Genomic DNA, 11,567 nt, shown 5'->3' on the forward strand with positions numbered 1-11,567 from the left:
ACCGAAGCAGCCTAAAGTTGCTTATAATATCGATGCTAGCGTTTTAACTAAAAAAGATAATGTAAGCGTATTACTTGAATATAACTGTCATTTACAAAAGAAATATCAAAGCCATCAAGGCTTTATGAAGTTGAAAGTGAAGTTATAACAGCCAAAATCGTCATCGCGAGAAAAAACTGTAAGTTTTGACGAAGCAATCCAGTAAAAATGCTAATTTATAGCATTTTTTTTATTTTTTGTGGATTGCCACGCAGCCTACGGCTGCTCGCAATGATGATTATGGACCCACGCTAGCAATACACTCCCAAGAGTTGTAAATAATACTTATTACTCGTCTCTTACTACTAACACTGATATATCTGAATGACGGACGATTTTAGAAGCATTAGGTCCAAGCATATAATCTTTTAATTGTAGTCTGACTGCAGAGATTATTATTAAATCGGCTTTAATTTCACTAGAGTGCTTAATTATTTCATCATAAACGGCACCGCTACCTATATAATAATCTGTTTCAATTTCATCGGGAATATATTGTTTGATAAGCTCTTTAATTTGAGCTTTATACTTTTCTTTTTTCTCCGTTCTCCAATGTTTAGGTAAATAATCTTCAAACATTTTCATACCGAATTCAGGAATTACATACATAAAATGTAATTTTGCTTGAAAGTTCGTCGCAAGCATTAAAGCCTTAGAAAGAATACCTTTTATAGATTTTTTATCATTTAAATCTATAGGTATAAGTATATTTTTAAATATAGTATTTTCAGACATAAGATATTGTTAGTTTTTGTTTCTTACTGAATCATGTTTTGGTAGAACAAAATTTTTAGTATCGGCGAAATAGTTAATGTCCAGGTTATTTAATAAGTAATTAGAAAGTTTAAAATTTGCTACGTTTCTATGAAAAGCTCCGATAAATTTATCTAAAATATCACGCTTCGTCTCATCTCTAGTTACTAGGATTGCCGATACTTTTACTGTAGTTTGATCATCGGTAATCCCTGGATATAAGCCCTTATGAAGTATGGCTTTATGAAAAGCTCTATTTTGTTTTATTAATTCCGTTATTTTATCATTTTCAATTGAAATGAAATCAATTTTACACTTATTAGCTATTAAATTTACTAAGGGGTTAGAATGTCCAACCATCATTATTATAGCATCTATTTCCTTATTACAGAATTGATCACTAGCATCTTCATAATTAATGTGTAGCTCTTCAGGTTCCTTAGCAAATTTATATAAAGAACGTACGATATCATAAGTAATATTACTACTGGAAAATGTCGGACCGTTAGTTATTTTTTTTCCGTCAATATCAGCAAAAACTTTTATTTTATCCTCATCTTTTACAATAACCGTAAAAAACTCATCATGTAGATTAAGCACCTGACGTAAATTTTGCATTTTTTCTTGATCGTGATAATAACCTATGCCCTCATATGCTTCTACTGCAATATTAGCTTGCACTAGGGCTAAATCAATTTTGCCTTGTTGTAATAATTTTAAATTTTCTATACTACCGTTTGTTGCAACAACTTCGCATTTAATATGTTCATTATTTTTATCGTTATTTGTAATAGTCTTGCATAAATCAAGTCCAATAGCATAATATCCTTTTAAAATAGAGCCGGTACCGATTTTAATGACTTTTGGAGCAGCATAAATATTACTGCAAATAAGAAATATACTAATAATAGTCGCTAGTTTAAAATTGTTCATAAAACTAATTTGAATTATTTGCGGTATTTTGGTCTTCTTTATGTGCACCAAGTTTTAGTTCTAATAAATTAATAGAACCGATATTTATTCCTTTGTCTGAAAACTCAATATCAAACTTAGCTTTTTCTATGTTGTTGTAAGCTGAATTTGAATCATTTTGCTCTGTATTTAATGGTGCGTCGGAAGCTTTATTAATTGCTTTAGCAATAATTGTTTTAATTATTTTCTTAGAAACAATAATATTATTCGGTAATAATTTATCAACTATGGAATTATAATTTTCTAGCTCAAAATGTAGTTTTCCTTTCGGTAATTTATTGGCAAAGAGTTGTAAAGCGCCGTTTAAATTAACTTTAGAATCATTATCACAAGTAAAAATAAATCTTTCTATATTAAAATTTTGTAAAATAGCTGAATCTTCTCCGCCTTCAGCAAATTTTAAAGAAGCAGCAATATCTAAATTAGCATTTTTAAAATTCAAAATATCTTTTTCTGAATAATAATTCATGTTTAAAAATAAGGATATATTTTCCTCACTTGCTAAATTCTGTTTTCGTATAAGAAATGCTAAATCATTAATTTTAAAGATTTCTTGATTATCTTTAAATATCAATAATGCTTTATTATTTAACTGAATTGATTTTAATATTTCTTTTAAATTATCATCTTTTGATATTTTATATAAAGGTTTATTAAATTTTCCTATACCCTTTATGTCATCATCGCTGCGTACATCATAGGTAAATGTTTTGTCGCCGTAATTATCGACTTTTCTAATAAAAGGACCGAAATTAAGAGCAGCTCTTTTAGTACTAAAAGCTATATTTAAGACAATATTTTCGCATGTAAATTCTTTAGAATTTACATGATCAATTAATTTTACTTTAGGATCCGTTACGGTAATTTTCCAATTAAAAGGATAGCCTGAAAACCTAACTGCATTATAAGATATTTTAAGATTATCGGATTCAGAATTCTTAATTAAACTTACAATGTTATTTTTTATAGTATATGCAGTTGCAAACCATATTATTGTAAAGGCTAAAAACACAAAAAGAAGTATTTTACGTATCACTTTTTTAATCCATTATAATTTTATATTACGAGTAGCAGAAGGAAGGCGTACTTTTATGCCGTCTAATTCTTCGGTTAAAATAATTTGACATCCCAATCTAGAAGTATCGGTAAGACCAAAGGCTAAGTCAAGCATATCTTCCTCTGCTTCCGTAGGTTTTTTTAATTTGTTGTAAAATTCTTCTTCTAAAATAACGTGACAAGTAGCACAAGCAAGCGATCCTTCACAAGCTCCCTCAAGGTCTAGATCGTTACTATGGGCAATTTCTAAAATAGAAAGCCCTATTGGTGCTTCTACTGTTTTTGCTTCTCCATCATTTATAATAAATGTTACTTTTATTTTTCCTGACATTCTTCTTATTTTTCCTTATCTAAATTAGTGCGATTATATATAACTGAGGCTATTTAATTTGATTGATACTTTTGCCTTTTAGCAAATCATTAATTATTATATTAAACTTTGTATCCATAGATTTTTTTATTTTGGATTTAAACTCTTTAATAGAATTATTAATTAAGATCCGATCTCTAGCGTGTGCGGCTTCTTTTATATTATCTAATAAAGAATTAATTATAGATATCTCACTTTCCGATAATAAAGTTGTTAATTCCGCTATAGCACGTTCTATGCTAAAGATTAAAGATTCTGCTTCAATTACTGCTTCTTGTAATAATCTTGTATTATAATCTATTTTAGCATTTTTATACGCATTTTCTAACATAATATCAATCTCCGTTTTATCAATACCATGATTTGGCTTTACTTCTATAGCATGTGATGTATTACTGATTTTCTCATAAGCAGAAACGGATAATATACCGTCTGCGTCAATAGCAAAAGTAACTTCGGCTCTAATATATCCTGCTTTCATAGGAGGAAGTCCCTTTAACTCAAATCGGGCTAAACTGCGGCAATCGGCAGCCATTTCACGTTCACCTTGCAATATATGAAATTGTATACCGGTTTGATTGTCGACATAAGTCGTAAATTCTTTTACTACCGAAATAGGAATCGGAGTATTATGCATGATGATTTTTTCAACTATACCGCCATATAATTCCATACCCAGTGATAAAGGTGTGACATCAATCAATAATGAATTTGTATGGGGTGCTATTAAATTTTCCGCTTGTAATGCAGCCCCCCATACAACTGCTTTATCAGGATCGATATCTGATAGAATATCTATTTTAAATGCTTTATATAATTCGTCTTTTATTAAAGGCATGCGGGTCGCCCCCCCTACTAAAATAACTCCGTCTATATTTGGATTTCCTGCTTGTTCTAAACACTCTTGAGCTATATTGATAGTACGTGCTACTAAAGGTAAAATTAATTGCTCTAATGTTTGTTTATTAATTGATACATTATCATTATGAAAACTATCTTTATATGTTAAAGTTTCTTTTACTTTTTTTGCAAGTTGTAAAGTATCTATAGAATTAGGTAAATCAAATTTATTGCAAAGATATTGTGTAATTACTACATCTATATCGTTGCCACCAAGCATATTATCGCCGTTTGTTGCTATAACTTGAAAAATACCTTCTTGTATATTAAGAATAGATACGTCAAAAGTGCCGCCGCCTAGGTCATATACTAAATAACAGCCTTTTTGATTTTTGTTTAAGCCGTAAGCATAGGCAGCTGCAGTAGGTTCGGCAATTAGCCTTAATACTTCAAAACCTGCTATTTTAGCCGCAAGCATTACTTCGCCTCTTGCTGCATCGTTAAAATGTGCAGGTACTGTTATTACTGCTTTAGTTAGATTAGTCTTTAATTGTTCTTCTGCTTGATTTTTTAGGTAAATAAAAACTTCTGCTGCAATTTCAGAGACTCTCAGTTGTTTATTTGCAAAATTTAGCTTAAGCTCACTACTATTTACATCTAGATAATCTTTAACTAACGAAAAAAGTGCCGGAGTATTTAGAATTTCTTTAAATGTTTTACCGAATAGTCTTTTAATAGAACGCAGTCCTTTATTATTACCTATAGTAAAATTGTTACTTGTAAAATCTATAGTAGTTGGGATTAATTCTTTATCATCTATAGATTTGATAACTTTAACTTTTCTATTAGCTGCAATAGCTATTAATGAGTTAGTAGTGCCAAAATCGATACCGACTGCTATTTGTCGTTCTTGCTGAAAATCAGCTTGCTCCGGTTCCCTAATTTCTATTATTTGCATGATTTTATTTTTTCTTGCAGTTTATGCAGCAATGTCCCAATATATTTAAGCTTGCTAGTTTTTATAGTTGCGTCTGATAGATTTTGTTCTTCAAAAGCTTGTTTTAAAGAATCAATTTCAAGCTTTTTCATTAATTCATATTTGTCTTTTATTTTTTCTAAATCACTAAATAAGGTAGTATTTTCGATTATTTCCATTTCATCCCAGAATATGCTTAATTCTATCGGCGAAAGTAAACTACGTGTTTTTTCGTCATTCAAATTTATATTTTGCAAAAGCAGCATATATTCAGCACGCTTTAATGCATCTTTAAGAGTAGAGTAAGCGTTATTTAATTCAGCCGCAGTAATTAGATTTTGTTCCTTTTCCTGCAAAGTTTTTGCTTTATCGGGATGATATTTTATCTGCATAGCAAAATATTGCTTTTCTAATATCTTTAAATTAATATTATACTCTTGTGGAAGTCCTAATAATTGAAAATAATTTTGCACTTTTCCTTTTTTGTAATTCTAAACTGCTCTATCATATATCAAAAATTAAAAAAATACAATTATGGAAGTAGATCTATTACATTTTGAAAAAAAATATCATAACTGTATTGTGGCAGGTATAGATGAAGCAGGTAGAGGACCGCTCGCAGGTCCGGTAGTAGCAAGTGCCGTTATAATAGATAACGCCAATATTATAACGGGCATTAAAGATTCTAAAAAGCTTTCCAAAAAGAAAAGAGAATTACTATATGAACAAATCACTAGTAATTATGTTTGGGCAACTGCTATTATTTCTCATACCGAAATTGATGATATTAATATATTAGAGGCAACGAAAAAAGCTTGTTCTATTGCTGTGGCAAATCTGAGCCTTGAGCCAGAAATAGTGTTAGTTGACGGTAATATGCAGTTTAAGGATGAAAGATTTGTCAGTATAATTAACGGTGATAATTTATCATTATCGATTGCTGCGGCTTCTATTGTTGCAAAAGTTACTAGGGATCGTTTGATGCGAGACTTAAGTGCTGAATTCCCCCAATATTTATGGCACAAAAATTCCGGCTATGGTACCAAAGAACATATTGAAGCTATTAATATACACGGCTTATCACCGTATCATCGTAGGAGTTTTAGGTGTTGTTAATGGTATTGCCTGTGTGGACACTGAATCGTCATTGCAGCCATAGGCCTTGCGTGGCAATCTCATGAAATAATAACAAACTCCTGAGATTGCTGCGTCAAAATTTACAGTTTTGCCTCGCAATGACGATTTTGGTATCCACAACGCACACCATTAACTCAACTCGAGTGCTGCCTCTTCTAGAGTTTTTAGCTGATCACGAAGTTTTGCGGCGTGTTCAAATTCAAGATTACTTGCGGCTTTAAGCATTTCTTTCTTTAATTTATCAATATGGATTTTTAGCTTAGTAGGATTATCAAATAAAGTATGAGTTTGTTTTTTATCAAGCTTACTATCGATTTTCTCAAATTCTGCTAAAGCGTGAATAGCACGGTTGATGGTTTTTGGAATTATGCCGTGTTTTTCATTATATTCCTGCTGAATTTGTCTTCTACGCAACGTTTCACTAACGGCTTTGTCGATAGATTTAGTCATTTTATCGGCATAAAGTATAACTCTACCCGCGCTATTTCTTGCAGCCCTTCCTATTGTTTGTATTAACGATACTTCCGACCGCAAAAAACCCTCTTTGTCTGCATCAAGTATAGCAACTAAGCCGCATTCAGGGAGGTCAAGCCCCTCCCTTAATAGATTAATACCGACTAAAATATCAATAGTACCTTGTCTTAAATCTCGTAAAATTTCTATACGCTCTAGAGTATGAACGTTAGAATGTAAATGAGAAGTTTTATATTTTAGCTCCTGCAAATAGGCGGTTAAATCTTCTGCCATTTTTTTAGTTAAGGTGGTGACTAGAACACGAAAACCTTGAGCGATAGTGTTTTGAATTTCGCTAATTAAATCCTCAACTTGGTTAGTAGCGGGTTTGATAATACATTCAGGATCAAGCAGCCCCGTAGGTCTGATAATCAATTCTACAACCGTGCCGCCGGTTGCTTCTAACTCGAACGGTCCTGGAGTTGCAGATACAAACACAGTTTGTGGTCTAAATTTGTCCCATTCTTCAAATTTTAAAGGTCTGTTATCAAGTGCAGAGGGTAGACGAAACCCATGCTCTACCAAAACTTCTTTCCTTGCTCGATCGCCGTTATACATTGCTCTAATTTGCGGTATGGATACATGGCTTTCATCAACAAATAATAATGCATCTTCTGGTAGGTATTCGAATAATGTAGGAGGCGGCTCACCGGCATTACGTCCTGTGAAAAAGCGAGAGTAGTTTTCAACGCCTTTACAGCTGCCGGTTTCCGTTAACATTTCAAGATCATATTGAGTACGTTGATTTAGCCTTTGAGTTTCAAGTGGTTTGTCTTGTGACTTTAAAAACTCTAAGCGTTTTTGTAATTCTTCTTCAATACCTGATATGGCATGATTGACCGTTTCTTGAGGCATCACAAAATGTGAATTACCAAAAACCATAGCTTTATCGAGCTTAGCAAGTTTTTCACCGGTTAGGGGATCAAATTCATAGATATATTCGAGTTCATGACCGAAAAACGATAAACGCCAAGCTTTATCGCTGTAATGTGAGGGGAAAATATCGATGTTGTCGCCTTTAACTCTAAAACAGCCACGCTCAAATCCGATATCGTTACGCACATATTGTAGATTTATCAAATCGTTTAGTAGCTGATCACGAGGGTAGCTTTGACCAGGCTCTAGATTAACCATCATTTGGTAATATAAATCGGGCGAGCCAAGCCCGTAAATACAGGAAACGGAAGAAACTACTATAACGTCACGACGCTCTAATAGCGATCTTGTAGCGGAATGACGCATTAAATCAATCTGTTCGTTAATGGCTGAGTCTTTTTCTATAAAAGTATCGGTGCGTGCTATATAAGCTTCGGGCTGGTAATAATCATAATATGAGACAAAGTATTCAACGGCATTCTTTGGAAAAAGTGATTTCATCTCTGAATAGATTTGGGCAGCTAAAGTTTTATTATGAGCCATAATAAGAGTAGGACGATTAGTTCTCTCTATAATATTTGCCATAGTAAAGGTTTTGCCTGATCCCGTAATACCAAGCAACATTTGTGAGCGTTTTTTGCTACTTAAACCTGCTATAATTTCATCTATTGCTTTTGGTTGATCGCCTGCTGGTTTATATTCTGAGATAATAGAAAAATTATTCATGCATTTTTACTTGCTTTAAAAACTATAGTTTAAGATAATATATTAAAATCTAACAAAAAAATATAACATTATGAATAAAGTAGTATTACACACAATTATTATTTATACTCTCGCTAGTTGTCCTTATTGTATAAAAGCTAAAGCATTGCTTGATAAGAAAAATGTTGCGTATGAGGAAATTGAAGTAAGTAATTTTACTCAGGAAGAGAAAGAAAAATTTATTAAGAAATCCGGTGGAAAAAAGACCGTCCCGCAGATATTTATAGATAATATGCATATTGGCGGTTGTGATGCTCTGTTTGATCTTGAAAAAGAGGGGAGGCTAGATAAGCTGTTAGAAAATCAGCCAAAGAAGACTTCACCTGCTGCCGGAGCTTAATTAATAAAAACGTCATTGCGAGGAAATTACGAAGTAATTGACGAAGCAATCTAAGGAGTTTGTTATTATTTCATGAGATTGCCAAGCTCCCTACGGTCGTTCGTAATGACGATTTAGTATCCACGCGAGCAATGCCCGCTCGCAATGATGCTGAAAACTACAAAAACTTCAAAATGTCTAAAAACAAAACTCACAAAAATTCATTCTATCTACTTCTGCCGTATTTATGGTCGAAGGATTTTGATATACGCCTGCGTATTGTTACCTCTCTTATTTGTCTAGTCATAGCTAGAGTAATAAATATTTTCGTTCCTATTGTTTATAAATATATAATAGATGGGCTAAATAAAGATGGGCTAAATAAAAACTTTGCTCTTTCGGTTATTATCGGGATTATTGTTGCATATGGCGGAACAAAAATACTTGTTCAAATTTTCAGTGAATTACGAAATATCATTTTTTCAAAAGTAGGGTATCAAGCAACTCGCTTAGTTGCTCTAAATGTCTTTAAGTACATGCATAATTTAAGTATGCGTTTTCACATTACTAGAAAAACAGGGGGCTTAAGTAGGTCAATAGAGCGTGGTACTAAAGGTATTGAAGCGGTACTGCGGTATTCGTTATTTAATATTTTCCCGACAAGCGTAGAAATTATATTAGTAAGCGGGATGTTATGGTATGTTTACGGTATTTGGTTTGCCGTAACTATTTTAATAACAATGATAGTTTATGTTGGTTATACTTGCCTAATCAGTACTTGGCGTATTTCTTTTGCAAGGGAAATGAACCAAAGCGATAATACCGCCAATAGTAGAGCAATCGATAGTTTACTGAATTTTGAGACCGTTAAATATTTCGGTAATGAAGAATATGAGGCGATAAAGTTTAATGAGGCTTTACAAACTTATGAAAAATCAGCTACTAAAACTACTAACAGCCTATCGATTTTAAATATCGGGCAGGATGTTATAATATCCTTAGGGCTTGTGAGCCTTATGATACTTTCAGCAAATGCTATTAACCAAAATAAAATGACCGTCGGCGATTTAATAATGGTTAATACTTATCTATTTCAGCTATCAATTCCGCTTTCAATACTTGGCTTTGCTTATAGAGAAATTAAAAACGCTCTAGTTAGTATAGAAGATATGTTTAAGCTGCTTGATATACCGGCAGAAGTGGAGGATGTTTTGAACGCTAAGGAGCTAATTATCTTAAAAGGTGAGGTTAGTTTCGATAATGTTAGCTTTGCTTATAATCAGGAACGTCCGATTTTACATAATATAAGTTTTACGATTAAGAGCGGTAAAACTTTAGCAGTAGTCGGTAGTAGCGGGGCAGGGAAATCGACGATATCACGCTTGCTTTTTAGGTTTTACGATATTAATAGCGGCAATATTACTATTGATGGTCAGGATATAAGAGAAGTCACGCAACAATCGCTGCGTAAATCTATTGGAATTGTCCCGCAAGATACGGTACTGTTTAACGATACGATATATTACAACATCGCATACGGTAATAATGCAGCAAGCTACGATGAAGTTATAGCAGCCTCAAAAAATGCTCATATTCATGAGTTTATTAGCACGTTACCCGAAGGGTATGAGACGCAGGTAGGCGAGAGAGGCTTAAAGCTTTCGGGCGGTGAGAAACAGCGCATTGCAATTGCAAGAACTATCTTAAAAAATCCAGCAATATATGTTTTTGATGAGGCAACAAGTTCGCTTGATACTAAAACTGAAAAGCTAATTCAAGCAAGCCTTAAAGAGATCTCGGCTCACCATACTACCCTTATCATTGCCCATAGACTCTCAACTATTATCGATGCAGATGAGATTATCGTTTTAGATAACGGTTATATAGTTGAGCGGGGCAACCATAAAACCTTGCTACAGCACAAATGCTATTATGCTGAACTTTGGTATAAACAGCAAGAAGAGGAACATTCTTAAAATTTATCATTATATCAACTACAAGCTTTGTTAAGTGGTTTGGTAAAACCAGCTCGATGTCATTCCCGCGGAGGTTTTGTTGCGTGGATATCAAGTCGTCATTGCGAGCGAACGTTAGTGAGCGTGGCAATCTCAGGAATTCTTCTCAAGATTGCTTCGTCAATTACTTTGTAATTTCCTCGCAATGACGCAAAAACTGATCCACGCAGGAATGACATGGATAGCTAATTGATATTTCAAAAAATTGGCTAAAATTTCTTGCAAGAATAGCGGTGACGTTATTTCGGGGTGTCAAAGTCTCTATCCTAAGTGGTATTATCAGCCGTATAAATGGTATAATCCTCGACTGCATGGTTGGGGCGATAGTAGCTATAGGGTTTAAAGTGTAAGCTTTAAACCTAAAAGCTATTATAACTGTTCTATGACGGTTCTTTGAACGTCCCAACCACCCGAAGTTAAAATCTTCGGTGGTTAAAACTTGAGCAATTTAAGTTTAATCACGGGAGCACCTACATGTTCAACAAAGATAATAAATTATTATCTAAAATATTACCGTTCTCTAAGAAAAATAAAGATTTAGAAAAACTAAGATCTAAGTTTAAACAAAGGTTAGAAGAACAGGTAACGGTAGATGAGATAACAAGAATAGAGCCGCGTTCATTATATTTAGAAAGTATAAAATAATTCTAATATATAAAAAGTTTGTTAACTCTTACGATTATGTTATTGTTTAGAAACGGTTGATGTCGTCATTGTAAGCAACTAAAGGCCTTGTTGTATGGCTCATTTATGTCATTCCCACGAAAGTGGAAATCCAGTAAAAAATGATAAAACAAAGAAAATTACATAAAAATTTAGTATATAATTTGCTTAAAAAACTAGATGCCTGCTTTCGTAGGAATGACATCGGCATCCACGCAACAATGCCCCGCAGCAACGACATCGGTAACTTAGAAACAATGCCACGATTATAAA

The 11,567-nt window shown here is 33.1% G+C and carries 11 protein-coding genes; 4 read left to right on the forward strand and 7 right to left on the reverse strand.

The features are described from left to right. Positions 1-327 precede the first annotated feature (327 nt). From ACPKKV_RS02685 to hscB, 6 genes are read right to left on the reverse strand one after another with little or no spacing between them, the layout of a single operon-like run. A complete protein-coding gene (locus ACPKKV_RS02685) occupies positions 328-774 on the reverse strand; it encodes a universal stress protein (RefSeq protein ID WP_392506071.1) in 447 nt (148 codons plus the stop codon). A 9-nt stretch (positions 775-783) separates the two neighbouring features. Continuing rightward, positions 784-1,725 carry a TAXI family TRAP transporter solute-binding subunit gene (locus tag ACPKKV_RS02690; RefSeq protein ID WP_392506072.1) on the reverse strand — a complete coding sequence of 314 codons (942 nt, stop codon included), beginning with the start codon at positions 1,723-1,725 and terminating at the stop codon, positions 784-786. 4 nt (positions 1,726-1,729) lie between these two features. Beyond that, the gene (locus ACPKKV_RS02695) at positions 1,730-2,800 is read right to left on the reverse strand and encodes an RP198 family tick cell line-upregulated protein (RefSeq protein ID WP_392506073.1); all 1,071 of its coding nucleotides are present in this window, start codon (positions 2,798-2,800) and stop codon (positions 1,730-1,732) included. A gap of 12 nt (positions 2,801-2,812) precedes the next feature. Next, positions 2,813-3,151, reverse strand: coding sequence for a ferredoxin family 2Fe-2S iron-sulfur cluster binding protein (locus ACPKKV_RS02700; RefSeq protein ID WP_392506074.1), 339 nt, complete (start codon positions 3,149-3,151; stop codon positions 2,813-2,815). A gap of 49 nt (positions 3,152-3,200) precedes the next feature. Beyond that, entirely contained in the window at positions 3,201-4,988 is a 1,788-nt protein-coding gene (gene hscA, locus ACPKKV_RS02705) for a Fe-S protein assembly chaperone HscA (protein WP_392506075.1), read from the reverse strand. Beyond that, a complete protein-coding gene (hscB, locus tag ACPKKV_RS02710) occupies positions 4,979-5,479 on the reverse strand; it encodes a Fe-S protein assembly co-chaperone HscB (protein ID WP_392506076.1) in 501 nt (166 codons plus the stop codon). Before hscB ends, hscA begins: the two co-directional genes overlap by 10 nt. 61 nt (positions 5,480-5,540) lie before the next feature. On the opposite strand from hscB, the gene ACPKKV_RS02715 reads away from it, so the two are divergent. After that, positions 5,541-6,122 carry a ribonuclease HII gene (locus ACPKKV_RS02715; protein WP_392506077.1) on the forward strand — a complete coding sequence of 194 codons (582 nt, stop codon included), beginning with the start codon at positions 5,541-5,543 and terminating at the stop codon, positions 6,120-6,122. 150 nt (positions 6,123-6,272) lie between these two features. Here ACPKKV_RS02715 and uvrB read toward each other — a convergent pair whose 3' ends face one another. Further along, the gene (gene uvrB / locus ACPKKV_RS02720; RefSeq protein ID WP_392506078.1) at positions 6,273-8,258 is read right to left on the reverse strand and encodes an excinuclease ABC subunit UvrB; all 1,986 of its coding nucleotides are present in this window, start codon (positions 8,256-8,258) and stop codon (positions 6,273-6,275) included. A 70-nt stretch (positions 8,259-8,328) separates the two neighbouring features. On the opposite strand from uvrB, the gene grxC reads away from it, so the two are divergent. The 3 genes from grxC to ACPKKV_RS02735 all read left to right on the forward strand — a co-directional run bounded on the left by grxC (position 8,329) and on the right by ACPKKV_RS02735 (position 11,276). Beyond that, positions 8,329-8,637, forward strand: coding sequence for a glutaredoxin 3 (grxC, locus tag ACPKKV_RS02725; RefSeq protein WP_392506079.1), 309 nt, complete (start codon positions 8,329-8,331; stop codon positions 8,635-8,637). A 173-nt stretch (positions 8,638-8,810) separates the two neighbouring features. Then, positions 8,811-10,592: an ABCB family ABC transporter ATP-binding protein/permease gene (locus ACPKKV_RS02730; protein ID WP_392506927.1), complete on the forward strand. Its 1,782-nt coding sequence runs from the start codon at positions 8,811-8,813 to the stop codon at positions 10,590-10,592. Positions 10,593-11,105: 513 nt separating this feature from the next. Then, entirely contained in the window at positions 11,106-11,276 is a 171-nt protein-coding gene (locus ACPKKV_RS02735; RefSeq protein ID WP_392506080.1) for a hypothetical protein, read from the forward strand. The last annotated feature ends 291 nt before the right edge of the window (positions 11,277-11,567 follow it).

The organism is Rickettsia finnyi (assembly GCF_049668125.1).
Taxonomy (GTDB): domain Bacteria; phylum Pseudomonadota; class Alphaproteobacteria; order Rickettsiales; family Rickettsiaceae; genus Rickettsia; species Rickettsia kotlanii.

Excerpts from the sequence above, each read along its gene's own strand:
- ACPKKV_RS02685 (WP_392506071.1), bottom strand. The coding sequence starts at position 774 with ATGTCTGAAAATACTATATTTAAAAATATACTTATACCTATAGATTTA.
- ACPKKV_RS02690 (WP_392506072.1), bottom strand. The coding sequence starts at position 1,725 with ATGAACAATTTTAAACTAGCGACTATTATTAGTATATTTCTTATTTGC.
- ACPKKV_RS02700 (WP_392506074.1), bottom strand. The coding sequence starts at position 3,151 with ATGTCAGGAAAAATAAAAGTAACATTTATTATAAATGATGGAGAAGCA.
- hscA (WP_392506075.1), bottom strand. The coding sequence starts at position 4,988 with ATGCAAATAATAGAAATTAGGGAACCGGAGCAAGCTGATTTTCAGCAA.
- ACPKKV_RS02715 (WP_392506077.1), top strand. The coding sequence starts at position 5,541 with ATGGAAGTAGATCTATTACATTTTGAAAAAAAATATCATAACTGTATT.
- uvrB (WP_392506078.1), bottom strand. The coding sequence starts at position 8,258 with ATGAATAATTTTTCTATTATCTCAGAATATAAACCAGCAGGCGATCAA.
- grxC (WP_392506079.1), top strand. The coding sequence starts at position 8,329 with ATGAATAAAGTAGTATTACACACAATTATTATTTATACTCTCGCTAGT.
- ACPKKV_RS02730 (WP_392506927.1), top strand. The coding sequence starts at position 8,811 with ATGTCTAAAAACAAAACTCACAAAAATTCATTCTATCTACTTCTGCCG.
- ACPKKV_RS02735 (WP_392506080.1), top strand. The coding sequence starts at position 11,106 with ATGTTCAACAAAGATAATAAATTATTATCTAAAATATTACCGTTCTCT.